Origin of the sequence: Burkholderia sp. Bp9090 (assembly GCF_003857985.1) — a bacterium.
GTDB lineage: Bacteria > Pseudomonadota > Gammaproteobacteria > Burkholderiales > Burkholderiaceae > Burkholderia.
The window spans coordinates 25,880-42,462 of the sequence record NZ_QTPV01000001.1 but is presented as its reverse complement, the minus strand read 5'-3'; the positions used below and the strand labels follow the sequence as shown (position 1 = coordinate 42,462).

Sequence of the window (16,583 nt, the reverse complement as noted above, 5' to 3'; positions counted from 1 at the left end):
CGCACGATGAGTGGCCTGCTGCACGATCGCACCGGCGACTTCATCGCGCTCGCGACGCTCGCGGTGCTTTACCTCGGCGGCGTCGGCCTCGCGCTGTGGCGGATCCGCACCGCCGCGCCGCGCGGCAAGGTCTACTGGATCGTCTGCATCGCGTTGCTGGCCGGCGGTGCGATCGCGATCACCGCCAACCTGTCGCCCGTGCCGAACAGCGGCGAGATGCCGCCCGGTTTCGCGCTCGGCGTCGAGGCGGTGCTGCTCGGGCTCGCGCTCGTCGCGGCGGGCTGCGCGTGGCTGATGTTGCGTGCGAGGCGCGGCTGATATCTGTCGCTTGCGCGGCGGCGCAGCCTTGCCTTGTCATGCGCGAACGGCAGCGTGCATGCCGAACATCGGTCGCCCTCGTAGCCTGGCGCGTCATGCAGACGGCGCCCGCGCCGTGACGAGCCAGCACGCCGCGTCGAACCGCACGTCAGCGCCCTGCACGTAAGGCTCGAACGCAGCGCGCACCGTTTCGACCACGCGCCGCCGCGTCGCGTCGTCCGCGTCCTGAAGCGCGAGCCCGACCGGGCCCAGCCGCGCGATGTAGTCGTTCAACGCCGCCTCGGGCAACACGCACGCCTGGTCGATCGGCTCGATCGCGATGTCGGCCCAGCCGCTTTCCGACAGCACCGACGCGATCCGCTGCCGGTCGCCGAACGCGAATTGCCCCGGCGCCCCCGGCTGCCGCGCCGGCAGGTCCGGCAGCAACGTTGCCGCGACACGTTCGGCCGTCGTCATGAACGGATTGTCGGCGGCGCCGCGCCATGCAACGAATCGCAGTTGCGCGTTCGCGCGCGCCGCGTGCCGCAGGTTCGCGAAGGCGCGCACCGGATCGTCGAAGAACATCACGCCGAAGCGCGACACGATCAGGTCGAACCGAGCCGGCGCGAATGCATGCGTCTGCGCATCGGCATGCACGAAGCCGGCGCCCAGGCCGGCGCGTTCGGCACGCGCCCGTGCGGCGGCAATCATCCGCGCCGAAATATCGACGCCGGTACAGTGCGCGTGCGCACCAAGCCGCCGTGCGATCGCGAGCGTCACCGCGCCGGTGCCGCAGCCGACGTCGAGCACGCTGCGCGCGGATGCCGCGTCCGCGAGCAGCGTCTCGAACGGCTCGAACATCCGGTCGAGCGAGCGCTGCTCGTCGACCCATGCCAGCCCCGACGGACCATTCCACAGCGCAGACTGCGCTTCGTTTGCCCGGCTGTCTTTCATCGTCGATTCTCCTTTTTCGTCCGTATCGTTGACCGTGATCCGGACTATGCTGCTTCAAGCCGGCTTGAGGTCAAGGCCGCGACCGCGGCACGACCCGCGCGCCGGCCGGCCGTCGGACTCCGCCCTTCACATTTCTTACACTCGCGCTGCGTATCGTTGACGACTTTCCTACGGTGCCTCTCATGCGACGACTCCTCCCGCGCGCACTGCTCGCGCGCTGCGCTCCGCTTGTTGCCCTCGCGGCGCTGTCCGCGTGTTCGAATCACATCGATACGCCCGCCGATCCGGCCAGTGCCGCGATCAACCTCCAGGCCGCGTGGGTCGAGATCGGCGACGCGAACCAGGCGATCGCACGCGTGATCACGAGCTACAGCCCCGCATCCGCGAGCGATCCGCTGTGCCCGCAACTGTCCGTCGACGGCAAGCTGTCGCGCATGACGCTGCGCGCCGGCGCCGCGACCGTCGCGCAGCGTCCGACGGCGAGCGCCGCGACCGACTCGAAACCGTCGAGCTTCCCGGTGTCGGTCTGCGAAGCGGCGCTGCCGACCGATGCGCAAACCGCGAGCGTCGCGGGCCGCGCGCTGCCGCTGCCGAAAGCGCAGCCGCAGCGCATCGCGATCATCGCCGACACTGGCTGCCGGATGAAGAAGGCCGACAACGCATGGCAGGCGTGCAACGACGCGACGGTCTGGCCGTTCGACACGATCGCGGCGAGCGTCGCGAAGCTGTCGCCGGACCTCGTGCTGCACGTCGGCGACTATCACTACCGCGAAAACGCGTGCCCGCCCGACATCGCCGGCTGCAAGGACAGCCCGTGGGGCTATGGCTGGGATGCGTGGCAGGCCGACCTGTTCCGCCCGGCCGCGCCGCTGTTCGCGAAGGCGCCGTGGGTCGTCGTGCGCGGCAACCACGAGGAATGCGCACGGGCCGGCCAGGGCTGGTACCGCTTCCTCGATCCGCGCCCGTATTCGGCGGCCCGTTCGTGCGACGATCCGGCCAACGACGACGACGCGAACTACTCGGATCCCTATGCGGTGTCGCTCGGCGGCGGCACGCAGGTGATCGTGTTCGACACCGCGAAGGTCGGCCGCAATCCGCTGAAGACGACCGACGCGCAATTCCGCATCTACCAGAAGCAGTTCCAGACGGTCGCGTCGCTCGCGTCGAAGGCCGGCATGTCGACGACGATCTTCACGAACCACCATCCGATCCTCGCGTTCGCGCCGATCGCCGGCAGCACGCCCGCGCCGGGCAACCTCGCGCTGCAGTCGGTGATGGCGAGCCTGAACGCGCAGGCGTACTACCCGCCCGGCATCCACGTCGCGCTGCACGGGCACGTGCACGACTTCCAGGCGATCAACTTCTCGTCCGGGCATCCGGCGACGATCGTGTCCGGCAACGGCGGCGACAACCTCGACGTCGCGCTGCCCGACCCGTTCCCCGCCGGCCTGACGCCGGCGCCGGGCGCCGTGATCGAACGGCTGTCGCACAACAACAGCTTCGGGTTCCTGATCATGGAGCGACGCGCGGCGCCGGCGACGGGCTGGGTGTTCCATGCGTATTCGGCGGCGGGCAAGCTGCTCGCGTCGTGCGAGCAGTCGGGCAACACGCTCGCATGCGACAAGACGGGGTTCATCGCGCCGTGAGTGACGAAGTTCGATTGCACGGCGGCTTGATGGATTCTGCGGATTCGGCGGATTCGGCGGATTCGGCGGATTCGGCGGATTCGGCGGATGCGGCGTGTTCGGCGTGTTCGGCGTGTTCGGCGTGTTCGGCGTGTTCGGCGTGTTCGGCGTGTTCGGCGTGTTCGGCGGATGCGGCCGGCTGCCGGGAAGGAATGGCTGGATCGCGAAGGCAGCCGATTCCTTCGGTCGCCCTCGCCGGGCGTCCGGCGTCCGCCGCGGTTCCGGCCGCCGGCGGACGGGCGGTACGCGCCCTTGCCGCCGCCGTGCTCGCCGGAGCGGCGCTCGCGGCCCACGGCGCACCTGCCGAAACGACCCTGCTCCCCGGCGCGCCGCCGGCGCGCGTCGTCGGTACGATCGGCAACGGCACGCCGCAGGTGACCGACAAGGTCGACGCGGCCACCGCCCGTTTCGCGCCCGACCCGACGCTCGTCGCGCTGGGCCGCCGGATCTTCTTCGATCCGCGGCTGTCCGAGCCGCGCGGCATGTCGTGCGCGGGCTGCCACGATCCGGGGCGCGCGTTCGCGCCGACCTTATCGGCCGCTTCGCTCGCGGGGCCGGGCGTGCCGGAAGGCAGCCGCCACGGGCGCTTCAGCCAGCGCAACGCGCCATCGCTGCTCTACGTGCGCTACGTGCCGCGCCGCCACTTCTACCAGGACGACGACGCGCCCGCGCCGTCGCCGTTCGGCGGCCTGTTCAGCGACGGCCGCGCGGACACGCTCGCCGAACAGATCCGCGGGCCGTTGTTCGACCCGAACGAGATGAACAACCGGTCGCCGGCCGCGCTGCTGCGCAAGGTCGACGGCACCGAACTGGCGGGCGATCTCGCCGCGCGCTTCGGCACGTCGGTGCGGCGCGATCCCGAGCAACTGGTGCGTGCGCTCGGCTCGGCCGTCGAGGCCTATCTGCAGAGCGACGAGATGGCGCCGTTCACGTCGCGCTTCGACGCGTTCCTGCGCACGCGCAAGCCGCTCGCGCCGGCCGAGATGCGCGGCCTGGCGCTGTTCCGCAATCCCGACAAGGGCAATTGCATGAGCTGCCATACGCTGTCGGAAACGTCGAGCCGGCCGGAGCGCTCGCTCTTCACCGATTTCGGCTATGACGCGATCGCGGTGCCGCGCAACCACGCACTGCCCGCGAACCGCGATCCGCGCCATTTCGACAACGGTCTGTGCGATACGGCTGCGCGGCTGCGCTGGCCCGAGCCGACGCAATGGTGCGGCTACCTGCGCACGCCGGGACTGCGCAACGTCGCGGTCAAGCAGACGTTCATGCACAACGGCGTGTTCACGACGCTGCGCGACGCGGTCGCGTTCTACAACACGCGCTCGACCGACCCTGGCCGCTGGTATCACGGCGCCCGGACGTTCGACGACGTGCCGGCCGCCTATCGCGGCAACATCAACGTCAATTCGACGCCGATGAACCGCCGGCCCGGCACGCCGCCCGCGCTGACCGACGCGGAAATCGACGACATCGTCGCGTTCCTCGGCACGCTGACCGACGCACGCTACGCGAATCCCGTCCCGGCCGCCGCCCGGATCGCCCGCGCCGCCGCGCCGGCGCGTTGACCCTGGCCGAACGGCCAGGCGCGTGCGCATCCGCTTGCGGTCGCCGCAAACACTGGTTATATTTACAGTACTGTATTTATGAACAGTGAGGTGCGCGATGGAACATCTGGTCCGTATCGTCAACGACACCGATCGCCAAGTGCTGGCATGGCTGCGTGCGCAGGTCGGCGACGCCCGCGTCGAGCGTGCGGCGCGCCAGCTCGGGCATACGCGAAAGCCCTTTCCGTCGGCGGTATGCCGGTATCTGGGCATGAGCGCGCCGGCCACGCTGCGCCCGGCGGAGCGGCCGCGTGCCGCACGCGACTTCTCGGTCGGAGATCGCTATCTGTCGCTGATCCGTCAGCACCTCGCCGCGCATGCGGTCAGCCGATGAAATCGCCGAAATCGTATCGTCGGCGCGTCGCCGCGCGGCGGCAGGCCGCGGAGAATGCGGCGAGCCGGATCGGCCGGCCCGTGCTCTCGTCACGACCGCCGAGCCCGGTAGCCAACGCGCCAGCCCGGCCGACACCCGCCCTGCTCACGCAGCGGCCGCCGCGTCGCGTATCAACTGGCCGAGCGTTTCGATTGCCGCTTCATGTGCCGTGTCGAACACCCGCGTGCAGGCAAGCCGGATATACGCGTCAAAGCGGTCGGAATTCGAGAAGATCGCGCCTGGCGCGATCCTTACCCCGCGTGCGAGCGCGGCATCGAACAAGGCTTCGGAACGCACGCCGTCGGGCAGCGCGATCCACAGCAGCATGCCGCCGGGCGGCCGGTTCATCCGCGTGCCGGCGGGAAAATGGCGCGCGATCGCATCGATCGTCACATCGCGCTGCACGCGAAGCTGTTCGCGAAACCGGTGCAGGTGGCGGTCGAACGCACCCGAGCCGACGAATTCGGCCGCGACGGCCTGCAGCAACGCGGCGTTGTGCCGGCTTTGCGCGAACTTGAGCATCTTCACGCGCGCGTGCCAGCGGCCCGCGCTCATCCAGCCGAGCCGCATTCCGGGCGCCAGCACCTTGTTGAGCGACGGGCAATAGATCACCGTGCCGTCGCGGTCCCATGCCTTCACGGGTTTCACCGCGTGCGGCGCTTCCACGAGTTCGCGATACGGCTCGTCCTCGATCACGGCCACGCCGCGACGCGAGCACAGCGCGACCAGCGCAGCCTTGCGTTCGTCGGGCATCACGCTGCCGAGCGGGTTCTGCAGATTCGGCACGACGACCACGGCCCGAATATCCGGGTACGCGGTCAGCGCCACGTCGAGCGCTTCGATCGACAACCCGGTCGTCGGGCTGGCCGGAATCTCGAGTGCACGCAGGCCGAGGCTTTCGAGCAGCTGGATCAAGCCGAAAAAGGCCGGCGATTCGATCGCGATCGTGTCGCCGGGGCGCGCCACCGCGCGCAACGCGAGATTCACGGCATCGACGCCGCCGCTCGTCGACATCACGTCGTCCGGCGACACGGTCACGCCGTACGACAGCGCGCGTTTGGCCATCGTCTGCCGGAATTCGGCCGAGCCGCCAACCGGCCCCGCGTCGGTCAGCAGCGTCGGCTTGCGCCGTAGCAGCCGGATCGCCAGCGCCTGCAGGCGCTCGGCCGGGTACAGCGTCGCCAGCGCGGATGCGCCACCGAGATTCAGCGCGTCGGGCCTCGCGTTCGCACGATCGATCACGCGCGACACGCGTTCGTGCAGCCCCGCGAACGGCGGCTCGACGCTCAGCGGCTGCCCGTCGCTTTCCGGCAGCGTGTCGAGCGCGGCCGCCGCGCGCCGGCGCACGAAGTAGCCCGAGCGCGGCCTGGCTTCGCACCAGCCCGTATCCTCGAGCCGCCGGAAGGCCTGGGTCGCGGTAGACAGGCTCACGCCGTGCTGCGCCATGAACGCACGCACGGACGGCATCCGGTCGCCGGGCGACAGCGTGCCGGCCGCGATGATGCGGCGGTAATGCTCGGCGAGCCGTTCGTAAAGCGGCTCGCCGGCCATCGGCAAAGTCATGCGGGATGGATCGGTGATGGGCGTCATGCGGGTCATCCTGCCCGCGCGCCCGGGCGCACGCCAGATACAGATTCCGGGGAAACTCACCGATACAGCAACATGAAATCGCCGTCTGCACCGTAACAGATACCCGTCCCCTGAATCTGTCCTGCCCGCACGCGTTTCCTTAACCTGATTGCACGCTGTCGCCCTGCCATCGCCGGGCCGCGCAACCGGGAAAAGGACACGCCATGCGGACGCACGACATCCGGCTCGACGCCGGGCAAAGCCACTTTGCGTGGTTCGACAAGGGCAGCCGCGTCATCGTGCTCGACGGCGCGCTCGCGGTCACGTTACGTCACGGCGGGCTCGACTGGCTGCCCGATGCGCCGCAATACGTTCGCCGCGTGCTCGACGAAGGCGAATGCCTGACGATCGAGACGGCCGGTCACGTGGCATTGTCCGCCGGCGGCGCCGGGCCGGTTGCCGCGACCGTCGCGGCGCCCGTGGCCAGGCCCGGCGTATTCGCGGTGTGGCGTGCGTGGCTGCAGCGGGCGTCCGCGCGGCTGCTCGGCGAGCGGCATGTGCGCGAGCAGTCCTGACGCGACGGCTACAACACCGTCGCCGGTGTCACCACGCGATCACCGTGTCGCTCCACCCGGCGACGAATTCGAACCCGGCCGCGCGACGCCTACACACCGTCGCCGTTGTCGCCGCACGATCACCGTGTCGCTCCCCCGGCGACGAATTCCAGCCCGGCCGCGCGACGCCTACACGCCGTCGCCGTTGTCGCCGCACGATCACCGTGTCGCTCCCCGGCGACGAATTCCAGCCCTGCCGGCGCCCTCGCCGGGCCGCTTCGGCCACGCCGACAACCTCGGCCGCAGCAGCCGCGCGTTGCTACCGCACCTTCCGCGCGCGCTCGATCCATTCGAACAATGCCATCCCGGCCAGCATCGCGCCGACGAACGCGATGCCCTTCACCGACCCGAGCCCGATCGACACGATCGCCGGCCCCGGGCAGAACCCGGCAAGCCCCCAGCCGATGCCGAACACGGCGCTGCCGGCGACGAGGCGCACGGTAATCGTCCGCACGGCCGGCCACTGGATCGGCAGGCCGAGCAACGACCGCGACCGGTGCTTCGCCCATGCGAACGCGAACACGGCGACGCCGATCGCGCCGGCCATCACGAATGCGAGCGACGGATCCCAGCGGCCGGCCAGGTCGAGAAAACCGAGCACCTTCTGCGGGTTGGCCATCCCCGACACGATGAGGCCGACGCCGAACATCAGCCCCGCCAGAAACGCGAATCCTGCCTGCATGTCAGCCCCCGAGCACGTGCCGTCGCACGAATACGGTCGCGAAGCCCGCGACCATGAAGACCGCCGTCGCGACGATCGAGCGCGTCGCGCCGCGCGACAGCCCGCAGACGCCGTGACCGCTCGTGCATCCGCCCGCATAGCGCGTGCCGATCCCGACCAGCAGGCCGGCCGCCAGCAACTCGCCCCAGCCTGCATCGACCTGCGGCGTCACGGCGGCACCGGCGACACGCATCAGCAGCGGCGCGGCGATCAGCCCGGCGACGAACGCGGCACGCCAGCCGCGCTCCGCCGCGCCGGCCGTAAACAGGCTGCCGACGATGCCGCTGATTCCGGCGATCCGCCCGTTGAACGCCATGAGCCACGCGGCCGCAAGCCCGATCAGCACGCCGCCGGCAAGCGACAGCCACGGCGTGAAATGAAGCGCATCAAGCTGCATCGCGCGTCCCCTTCGCGGCCGGGCCGCAGAACTGTTCGTACAGCACGCCCATCACCGCGATCGCAGCCGGGCTGTCGAGCGAGTAGTGGATGTTCTTGCCTTCGCGGCGCGTGCGGACGAGCGCGTTGTCCCGCAACACGCCGAGCTGCTGCGACAGCGTCGGCTGGCGAATATCCAGCCGCGCCTCGAGATCGCTCACGCAGCGTTCGCCCTGCGACAGTTCGCACAGCAGCAGCAAGCGATCGGGATTGGACAGCACCTTGAGCAGCGCGCAGGCCGATTCGGCGGCGGCGCGCATCTGATCGGGCTCGGGCAGCCCGGTGGAAGGGTCGGCGTTCATGAGAGCGATCGCATTCGATTAACGAATCAATATTATATATATTTATATATCGTTGATTCGTACTTTCGGTCGGCGCCATCGGAAGAAAAAGGAAAGCGCCGTCTGCGACGCCCACCCCTGCCTCCGCTACGCCTGCTCGCCGGCAAGCGCATCGGCTGCCGCCGCGCGCTTCTCGCCGGCCCGTACCGCGCCCAGCACCAGCACCGCGATCCCGGCGATCACGCACGGCACCGCGACGAATGCGAAGGCGATCGGCAACGGCAGCCCCGTTGCGAGCATCGCCCCGCCCGCCATCGAACCGACGACCGACCCGCCGCGGCCGATTCCGTTCGCCCAGCTCACGCCCGTGGTCCGGCACTCGGTCGGGTAGAACGCGGCCGACAGCGCGTTCGCGCCGACCTGCGAGCCCGACACGCAGAAGCCCGCGGCGAACACGACCAGCGCGGCGCCCGCCGGCGACGCGGCCAGCACGCCGATCGCCGCGACGAACACGCCGGCCGCCGCATAGCTGCATGCCAACACGCGATGCGGATCGAAGCGGTCCATCAGCCCGCCGAGCACGATCGCGCCGAGCGTGCCGCCGACCTGGAACATCGCGGTCACGCGCGCGGCCGTCTGCAACGTCGCACCGGTCGTGCGCAACAGCGTCGGCAGCCAGCTCGACAACAGGTAGATGACGAGCAGGCTCATGAAGAACGTGAGCCACAGCAGCAGCGTGCCGCGCAGCAGGTCGGCGCCGAACAGGCGGCCGAGCGGCGAACCGGCCGGCTTGCCGCGCGGTGCGATGAACGACGCGTGCGCGAGATGCGGGTCCGGTGCGATGCGTGCGAGCATCGCCGCGATCCGTTCACGCGCCGCGCCGGTGTTGACGAGGTAGCGCACCGATTCGGGCAAGCGCCATGCGAGCGCCGGCAGAAGCAGCAGCGGCGCGGCACCGCCGACGACGAGCACCGCGCGCCAGCCGTCGCGTTCGATCAGCGACGCGGCCGCGAGTCCGCCGAGCGCGGAGCCGATCGTGAAGCCGCAGAACATCGTCGTCACGAGCAGCGAGCGCCGCCGCGCGGGGCAATACTCGGACGTCAGCGTGATCGCGTTCGGCATCGCGCCGCCGAGCCCGAGGCCCGTCACGAAGCGCCACGCGATCAGTTCGGTCAAACCGCCCGCGCTCGCCGACGCCGCACTCGCGATGCCGAAACACGCGACACAGGCGAGCAGCAGGCGCTTGCGGCCGAACCGGTCGCCGAACGGCCCGAACACGAGCGCACCGGCCATCAGCCCGGCGAGCCCGGCGCCGAACACCGGCGCGAGCTGCGCGGGCGACAGGCCCCATTCCGCACGAATGACGGGGGCGATGAACCCGATCGATGCCGTGTCGAAACCGTCGATCGCGACGATCAGGAAGCACAACACGACGATCGCGGCCTGAAACGGCGCAACGCGATGCCGGTCGATCCATTCGCTGACGTCGATGGACAGCGTATCGGCCATGATGATGTCTCCTCCATGAAGGCGGTCGCGCGCGATGTCGTTGAAATGCGCGCCGCCGAATGCAAACCGAAAGGCGTCAGGCAACGGATTTCAGGCAGTTCTCCGCGCGCCAGCCGTGCAGCCAGTGGAGCGAATCGTAGAACTGCGCCTGCGTGCGTCCGACCCACAGCGTGTTGCGCACCTGCCGCTCGACGCCCTTCGCGTGATAGATCCGCCCCATCTCGCGCGCCGAATACAGCACGCGCGCGGTGCGCGGAATCCGCACGCGCTCGTACAGCGCAAACGCGGCCTCGAAGTCGCCGTCGGTCTGCGCGACGGCCGCGCCGAGCGTCACCGCATCCTCGAGCGCCTGGCACGCGCCCTGCGCGAGGTATTGCGTCATCGGATGGGCAGCGTCGCCGAGCACCGTCGCGCGGCCCGCACTCCAGCGCTCGACCGGGTCGCGGTCGGCGGTCGCCCAGCGCTTCCACGACGTCGGCCGGTCGAGCATCTGCTTCGGCAGCGGATGGATGCCGTCGAAGTACGACAGCACTTCCTCCTTGCTGCCGTCGCGCACGCCCCAGGTTTCCTGCTCTCGGCTGTGGAACGTGACGACGAGGTTGTACTGCCGGCCGCCGCGCAGCGGATAGTGGACGAGATGGCAATGCGGGCCGGCCCAGACGACCGGTGCATTGATCTGCAGATCCTTCGGCATGTTGTCGACGTCGACGACCGCGCGATACACGACGTGTCCCGTCACGCGATGCGCGTCGCCGATCAGCGCGTGACGGATCGCGGACTTCACGCCGTCGCAGCCGATCACCGCATCGGCGCGATAGCGCTCGCCGTGCTGGTCGATCACGGTCACGCCGTGGTCATCCTGCTCGAACCCGCACACCTGCGTGCTGGTCCGGAACTCGATCAGCGGATGATCCTTGACCGCCTCGTAGATCGACAGGTGGATGTCCGCGCGATGGATCACCGCATACGGGTTACCGAAGCGTTCGCGATACGCAGCGCCCGTATCGACGCACGCGACTTCCCGCGCATCGACCGCATCCATCAGTTGCAGCCTGTCGGTGAACACCGCCCGGCCGCGCGCGGCCTCGCCGACGCCCAGCGCGTCGAGCGCGTTGAACGCGTTTGCGGCGAGCTGGATGCCCGCGCCGATCTCGCCGATTTGCGCGGCCTGCTCGAGCAGCTTCACGCGAATGCCCTGGCGCGCGAGCGCCAGCGCCGTCGCGAGCCCGCCGATGCCGCCGCCGATCACGAGTACGCGTCGGCCTGTGTTGTGTGTCTCGCCCATGTCTGTCTCCTGCTTCGTGTTACGCGATGTAGTCCGGTTGCCGCTGCGGCTGCGCTGCGTCGAATGCCGGCTCGCGCCGCGCGTGTTCGTGAATCGCCAGGCTGCGCGGATACGCGCTCAGGTCGCAATCCATCCGCAGCGCGTTCGCGACCTGCGGCACGAGGCATACGTCGGCGAGCGTCGGCGCCTCGCCGAAACACCACGGGCCCGTGTCCGCGCGCACGAGCAGACGCTCGACGCCGGCCATCCCTTCCGCGACCCAGTGCCGGTACCACGCGCTCTTCTGCTGCGGCGTGACCTGCAGTTCGCTGTCGAGGTAGCGCAGCACCCGCAGGTTGTTGACCGGATGGATGTCGCATGCGATCAGCGTCGCGAGTTCCAGCACGCGTGCGCGCTGCCGCGGTTCGAGCGGAATCAGCCGCGGCGCCGGATGAATCCGGTCGAGGTAGTCGATGATCGCGAGCGACTGGCCGAGACGGAAATCGCCGTCGACGAGCGCCGGCACCGACGCCGACGGATTCACCTGCGCGACGTAGCCGGCCTCGCGGTGCTCGCCCGTGCGGATGTTCACGGGCAGCGTGTCGTACGGCAGTCCTTTCAGCGCGAGCGCGATGCGCACCCGATAGGACGTCGAACTGTTGAAGAAGCTATGCAGTTGCACGATGTGACCTTTCGAGGAAAGCGGGGCGCGCGCGTCAGACCACGCGCACGACCAGTTCGCCGAGCCGCTCGACGCCGACCTGCATCACGTCGCCCTTGACCACCGCGCCGACGCCTTCCGGCGTGCCGGTGAAGATCACGTCGCCCGGTTCGAGGCGGAAGAACTTCGACAGGTCGGCGACCGTTTCCGCGACCGACCAGATCAGGTGCGACACGTCGCTCTTCTGCTTCGTCGCGCCGTTGACCGTCAGCCACAGGCCGGCCTGCTCGAAATGACCGACCTCGCTCGCCGGATGCACGGGGCCGATCGGCGCGGAACGGTCGAACGCCTTGCCGATTTCCCACGGCCGGCCCATCTCGCGCATCTTCATCTGCAGGTCGCGGCGCGTCATGTCGAGGCCGACCGCATAACCCCACACGTGCTCGAGCGCACGCTCGAGCGGAATGTCGGCGCCGCCCTTGCCGATCACCGCGACGAGCTCGGCTTCGTAGTGATAGTTCTGCGTCTGCGACGGATACGCGAGATCGAGCGTTTCGCCGTAGGCGACCGGCACGACCGAATCGGCCGGCTTGCAGAAGAAGAACGGCGGTTCGCGATCGGGATCGAAGCCCATTTCGCGCGCATGCGCCGCGTAGTTGCGGCCGACGCAGTACACGCGGCGCACCGCGAAGCGGGCGTCGCTGCCGGCGACGGGAAGCGCCACCGGCGCTTCGGGCGGGAAAACATAAGTCATGAACGGCTCCAGCGTAGGCATGAAGGAAGGAACGCGCGCCGCGTCGGCGACGCACGCAACGAAGCGGGGAAAACGGGTGTCAGTCGCGCGCTTCGCGCAGCAGGTTCAGCGCGGACAGCACCGGCCGGTCGGAATAGCTGAACAGCACGCTGTCGGACGACGCCGACAGCCGCACCGGCGCCCACGACGGCGCGACGAAGATGTCGTGCGGCTCGAACGCGAACGCGTCGCCGCCGACGTGCGCGGTGCCGCTGCCTTCGACGACGCAGTAGATCGTCGCGTCGGTGCTGCGATACGTGCGGCCGTCGAAGCCGGCCGGCAGGAACTGCATGAAGGTCGCGATCGTCGGCATCGGCCAGCCGCCCGTCGCGGGGTTCACGTAGCGCAGCTTCACGCCGTCCCACGCGTCGAGTTCGCCGTTGCGGTACAGCGCGTCGAGCGCGTCGCGGGTGCGCGCATACGGATAGCTGAACACCGGCGACGTCGGATCGCTCGCGCGATGCCGCACCGGCGCCATGTTGTGGCCGAAGCGCGCGAAGCTGTCGCCTTCCGCGCGGCTCACCGGCTGCTCGGCCGTCGGATGGTTTTCGGCGAAACCCGCGTCGAGGTTCGCGACGAGCGGAATGTCGAGCCCGTCGAGCCACACGACCGGCTCGCCGCCGTCTTCCACCGCCGGATTGCCGTGGTCGTGCCACGCCCAAGACGGCGTGATGATGAAGTCGCCCGGATGCATCGTCGTGCGCTCGCCGTTCACCGCGGTCCATGCGCCCTTGCCTTCGACGATGAAGCGCAGCGCCGACTGCGTATGGCGGTGGCTCGGCGCGATCTCGCCGGGCAGGATCAGCTGCAGGCCTGCGTACAGGGTCGGCGTCATGCTCGACTTGCCGGGCAGGCCCGGGTTCTCCAGCACCAGCACGCGGCGCACGGCTTCTTCCGCGCTGATCACGCTGCCGGCCTGCATCACCAGGTCCCGCACCCGCGCGTACTTCCAGATCGCGGCCTGCGCGGCCGGCTGCGGCGTCTTCGGCACGAGGTTGTGCAGCGATTCCCACAACGGGGCGAGGCGCTGCTCGGCGATCCGGGCGTAGTAATCGGCGCGCGACGTATCCGGGTGTCGGCTGGTCATGATGTCTCCTTGGGGCGGCCGATCGCGGTCGGCGCTGTGTCGGGTCGGGGACCGCGTGCCGCAGTCCGTTAGCGCATTTATATTCGACGCAGACATACCCGGTAAAATGGTGAAATCATCTAATCCATATTGATTCGGATATACCTTCCGATACGGAGCGTGCGATGGACTGGACCCACCGGCTGCGCTTGCGGCACCTGCAGGTCCTGCTGAGCCTGGCCAGCACGGGCAACCTGAGCCAGTCGGCGGCTGCGCTCGCGACCACCCAGCCGGCGCTGTCGAAATGGCTGAAGGAACTCGAGGAGGATGTCGGCCTGCCGCTATTCGAGCGGCATGCGCGCGGCTTGCGGCCGACGGCCTACGGCGAAGCGCTGATCGAGCATGCGCGCCGCGTGGAGGCGCAGCTCGACGTCGCGCGCGACGACATGGCCGCGCTGCGCGAAGGCGGCAGCGGCCTGGTCACGATCGGCACGTCGGGCGTCGCGGCCGCCGATACGGTGCCGCTCGCGGTATCGCAGTTGCTGAAGCGGATGCCGCGCGCGCAGGTGCGGCTCGCGGAGAGCACGATGAACCAGCTGATGCCGCAGCTCGCGCGCGGCGAGCTGGACATCGTCGTCGGCCGTTCCGGGTCCGCGTCCGTCGATCCGCACCTTCACGCCGAAGCGCTGTACGTCGATCCGGTGGTGTTCGTCGCGCGGCCCGATCACCCGCTCGTCGGCGCGGCATCCGTCGGCTGGGACGAGGTGCTGGCCTGCTCGTGGATCGTCTGGCCGCCCGGCACCCCCGTGCACAACGCGCTACAGGTCGCGCTGACGGCCGCCGGGCGCGTGCAGCCGCCGCATTGCGTCGAATCGAATTCGTCGATCCTGAACCTCACGCTGCTGAACAACACCGACCTGCTCGGCGTCGCATCGCATCGTGCCGCGCGGCGCTTCGAGCAATTGAACGCGATCCGCATCCTGCCGATGCGGCTCGAGGGCCAGGGCGCGGTGTCGATCTACTGGCATCCGGACAGCGCGAAGCGCGCGGCCGTGGCCGCCGCGATCGAGTGCCTGCGTGCCTGTGCGGCGCCGCAGGTGGGCGGATGGGAGAAAGTGAAGGCGGAGTGAGCGACGCAGCGACCCGGCGCGAACCGGGCGCTGCGCCGTGGCGCATCAGCCGCCGTCGCAGGACGCGATGTCGTCCAGCATCAGCGTGCCGACTCGCGCGGGCACAAGCGGCGTGCGCGGCACCGGCGGCGTCCAGCCGAACAGCGCCTGCGCGGCCGCGCCGCACACGCGGCCCTGGCATGCGCCCATCCCGCAGCGCGTCTGCAGCTTCGCGGCCGTCCAGCCCGGCGCAGGCGCGGCCGCGTCTGCGACCGCGTCGAAGCGCACGTCCTCGCAACGGCACAGCAGCGTGTCGGGCCGCGCGAGCTTGCGGATCGGCTCGCGTATCGCGAAGCGCTCGCGCACCGCATCCGCGAACGCCTGCCAGTGCGCACGCCGCGCAACCAGCGCGGCCAGCGGCGCCGTCTGCCCGGTGGCCGCATAGCCGGCGATCTCGCCTTCGACGATCGCCAGTTCGCTGCCGCCGACACCCGTGCACTCGCCCGCCGCGAAACAGCCGTCGCGGCTCGTGCGCTGATGCGCGTCGACCACCACCGCGCCGTTTTCTATCCGGCAGCCGAGGTGGCTCGGCAGCACGGTGTTCGGCACGAGGCCGAAGCCGCACGCGAGCCTGTCGCAGTCGACCTCGAACTCGCGCTCGCCCTGCCGGATCCGCACGCGTTCGAGCCGCTTGTCGCCGAACGCCTCGACGACGTGGGCATTGGGCCGGTAGGCTGCCGTGACGAGCTTCGCCGCCTGCGTGAGTTTCGACGGCCAGCGCCAAAGCCCCGCGCCGAAACCGGCCACGTCGCTCCACGCCGCCTGTTCGAGCACGTGCGACACCTGCGCGCCGGCCTGACGGGCCGTCGCCGCGCTCGCGAGCAGCAGCGGGCCGCTGCCGGCGATCACCGTGCGCTGCCCGCGCACGTCGAGGCCGTACTTGATCAGGGCCTGCAGGCCGCCCGCGCCGGTCACGCCCGGCAGCGTCCAGCCCGGGAACGGCAGCAGCAGCTCGCGCGCACCGCAACACACGATCAGCGTGTGGAATTCGAGCAGGAAGCCGCGCTCGTCGTCCTCGAGCAGCAGCGTGCCCGGCTGCGTTTCGGCCACGATGCGCGTGGCCGCAAGATGCGTGACGTTCGGCTGGCGCAGCACGGCCAGCCGTTCCGCCGCGGCCGGCACCGGCGTCGCGGCCGCCGCCTGGCGCCAGATCTGCCCGCCCGCGCGCGGATTGTCGTCGACGATCGCGACCGTCGCACCGCTTCGTGCGGCGGCCCGCGCCGCCGACAGCCCGGCCGGGCCCGCGCCGACGATCGCGACGTCGACGCTCAGTCGTTCCTGTTTCGCCGTGCTCATCGCGTGCGCTCCACCCGCATCCCGTCGCGGCACAGCGTCTGGCAGGCCAGGCGGCGGCGGCCGTCGATCGTCATCCTGCACTCCTGGCAGATGCCCATACCGCAAAACGGCGCGCGCGCCGCACCCGTGCACGACACGCGCGTCGTGTCGTCACCGCTCGCCGCGACGGCGGCCGCGACGGTCGCGCCGTCGGCCACCGTCAGCGCGCGGCCGTCCAGATGAATGATCATGTGAGCCTCCGGCGGGCCGCCCCCGCGGGGGGCGCCTTGCATGGGACCGGGGCAAGCGC

18 protein-coding genes are annotated in these 16,583 nt (G+C 70.0%); 6 read left to right on the top strand and 12 right to left on the bottom strand.

Going from position 1 to position 16,583, the window contains the following annotated elements:
- Window positions 1–6: 6 nt before the first annotated feature.
- Window positions 7–318: a hypothetical protein gene (locus DIE16_RS00200; protein ID WP_044843140.1), complete on the top strand. Its 312-nt coding sequence runs from the start codon at window positions 7–9 to the stop codon at window positions 316–318.
- A 93-nt stretch (window positions 319–411) separates the two neighbouring features.
- Here DIE16_RS00200 and DIE16_RS00195 read toward each other — a convergent pair whose 3' ends face one another.
- Entirely contained in the window at window positions 412–1,251 is an 840-nt protein-coding gene (locus DIE16_RS00195; protein ID WP_124891572.1) for a class I SAM-dependent methyltransferase, read from the bottom strand.
- A 182-nt stretch (window positions 1,252–1,433) separates the two neighbouring features.
- Here DIE16_RS00195 and DIE16_RS00190 point away from each other — a divergent pair, with 182 nt between their 5' ends.
- The 3 genes from DIE16_RS00190 (at window position 1,434) to DIE16_RS00175 (ending at window position 4,877) form a co-directional block, all read left to right on the top strand.
- Window positions 1,434–2,897 (top strand): metallophosphoesterase, encoded by a 1,464-nt coding sequence (locus DIE16_RS00190; RefSeq protein WP_124891571.1) that lies wholly within the window; start codon window positions 1,434–1,436, stop codon window positions 2,895–2,897.
- A gap of 302 nt (window positions 2,898–3,199) precedes the next feature.
- Window positions 3,200–4,504, top strand: coding sequence for a cytochrome-c peroxidase (locus DIE16_RS00180; protein WP_124665779.1), 1,305 nt, complete (start codon window positions 3,200–3,202; stop codon window positions 4,502–4,504).
- A 97-nt stretch (window positions 4,505–4,601) separates the two neighbouring features.
- A complete protein-coding gene (locus tag DIE16_RS00175) occupies window positions 4,602–4,877 on the top strand; it encodes a hypothetical protein (protein WP_044842898.1) in 276 nt (91 codons plus the stop codon).
- 144 nt (window positions 4,878–5,021) lie between these two features.
- On the opposite strand, the gene DIE16_RS00170 is transcribed toward DIE16_RS00175, so the two are convergent.
- Window positions 5,022–6,506, bottom strand: a complete 1,485-nt coding sequence (locus tag DIE16_RS00170) for a PLP-dependent aminotransferase family protein (RefSeq protein ID WP_185702587.1) — start codon at window positions 6,504–6,506, stop codon at window positions 5,022–5,024.
- 203 nt (window positions 6,507–6,709) lie between these two features.
- Here DIE16_RS00170 and DIE16_RS00165 point away from each other — a divergent pair, with 203 nt between their 5' ends.
- A complete protein-coding gene (locus tag DIE16_RS00165; protein WP_124485012.1) occupies window positions 6,710–7,060 on the top strand; it encodes a hypothetical protein in 351 nt (116 codons plus the stop codon).
- Window positions 7,061–7,358: 298 nt separating this feature from the next.
- Here DIE16_RS00165 and DIE16_RS00160 read toward each other — a convergent pair whose 3' ends face one another.
- From DIE16_RS00160 to gtdA, 8 genes are all read right to left on the bottom strand, one after another.
- A complete protein-coding gene (locus DIE16_RS00160; RefSeq protein ID WP_124485013.1) occupies window positions 7,359–7,781 on the bottom strand; it encodes a DUF6691 family protein in 423 nt (140 codons plus the stop codon).
- Window position 7,782: 1 nt separating this feature from the next.
- Window positions 7,783–8,217: a YeeE/YedE family protein gene (locus DIE16_RS00155; RefSeq protein WP_124485014.1), complete on the bottom strand. Its 435-nt coding sequence runs from the start codon at window positions 8,215–8,217 to the stop codon at window positions 7,783–7,785.
- Window positions 8,207–8,557, bottom strand: coding sequence for a helix-turn-helix transcriptional regulator (locus DIE16_RS00150; RefSeq protein WP_044842893.1), 351 nt, complete (start codon window positions 8,555–8,557; stop codon window positions 8,207–8,209). Before DIE16_RS00150 ends, DIE16_RS00155 begins: the two co-directional genes overlap by 11 nt.
- A 126-nt stretch (window positions 8,558–8,683) precedes the next feature.
- Complete coding sequence (locus tag DIE16_RS00145; protein WP_124891570.1) at window positions 8,684–10,045, bottom strand: aromatic acid/H+ symport family MFS transporter; 1,362 nt, start codon at window positions 10,043–10,045, stop codon at window positions 8,684–8,686.
- Window positions 10,046–10,121: 76 nt separating this feature from the next.
- On the bottom strand, window positions 10,122–11,330 hold the full coding sequence (locus DIE16_RS00140) for a 3-hydroxybenzoate 6-monooxygenase (RefSeq protein WP_124891569.1): 1,209 nt from the start codon (window positions 11,328–11,330) through the stop codon (window positions 10,122–10,124).
- Between the two features lie 19 nt (window positions 11,331–11,349).
- On the bottom strand, window positions 11,350–11,991 hold the full coding sequence (gene maiA, locus DIE16_RS00135) for a maleylacetoacetate isomerase (RefSeq protein WP_124891568.1): 642 nt from the start codon (window positions 11,989–11,991) through the stop codon (window positions 11,350–11,352).
- Window positions 11,992–12,025: 34 nt separating this feature from the next.
- Window positions 12,026–12,724 carry a fumarylacetoacetate hydrolase family protein gene (locus DIE16_RS00130; RefSeq protein WP_124891567.1) on the bottom strand — a complete coding sequence of 233 codons (699 nt, stop codon included), beginning with the start codon at window positions 12,722–12,724 and terminating at the stop codon, window positions 12,026–12,028.
- A 79-nt stretch (window positions 12,725–12,803) separates the two neighbouring features.
- Window positions 12,804–13,850 carry a gentisate 1,2-dioxygenase gene (gene gtdA, locus DIE16_RS00125; protein WP_124891566.1) on the bottom strand — a complete coding sequence of 349 codons (1,047 nt, stop codon included), beginning with the start codon at window positions 13,848–13,850 and terminating at the stop codon, window positions 12,804–12,806.
- 164 nt (window positions 13,851–14,014) lie between these two features.
- On the opposite strand from gtdA, the gene DIE16_RS00120 reads away from it, so the two are divergent.
- On the top strand, window positions 14,015–14,959 hold the full coding sequence (locus DIE16_RS00120; protein ID WP_124891565.1) for a LysR family transcriptional regulator: 945 nt from the start codon (window positions 14,015–14,017) through the stop codon (window positions 14,957–14,959).
- Window positions 14,960–15,004: 45 nt separating this feature from the next.
- Here the strand turns inward: DIE16_RS00120 and DIE16_RS00115 are convergent, their stop codons facing one another.
- Both DIE16_RS00115 and DIE16_RS00110 read right to left on the bottom strand, forming a co-directional pair.
- Window positions 15,005–16,294: an FAD/NAD(P)-binding oxidoreductase gene (locus DIE16_RS00115; RefSeq protein ID WP_124891564.1), complete on the bottom strand. Its 1,290-nt coding sequence runs from the start codon at window positions 16,292–16,294 to the stop codon at window positions 15,005–15,007.
- Window positions 16,291–16,524 carry a 2Fe-2S iron-sulfur cluster-binding protein gene (locus DIE16_RS00110; protein ID WP_011658575.1) on the bottom strand — a complete coding sequence of 78 codons (234 nt, stop codon included), beginning with the start codon at window positions 16,522–16,524 and terminating at the stop codon, window positions 16,291–16,293. Before DIE16_RS00110 ends, DIE16_RS00115 begins: the two co-directional genes overlap by 4 nt.
- Window positions 16,525–16,583: the final 59 nt, after the last annotated feature.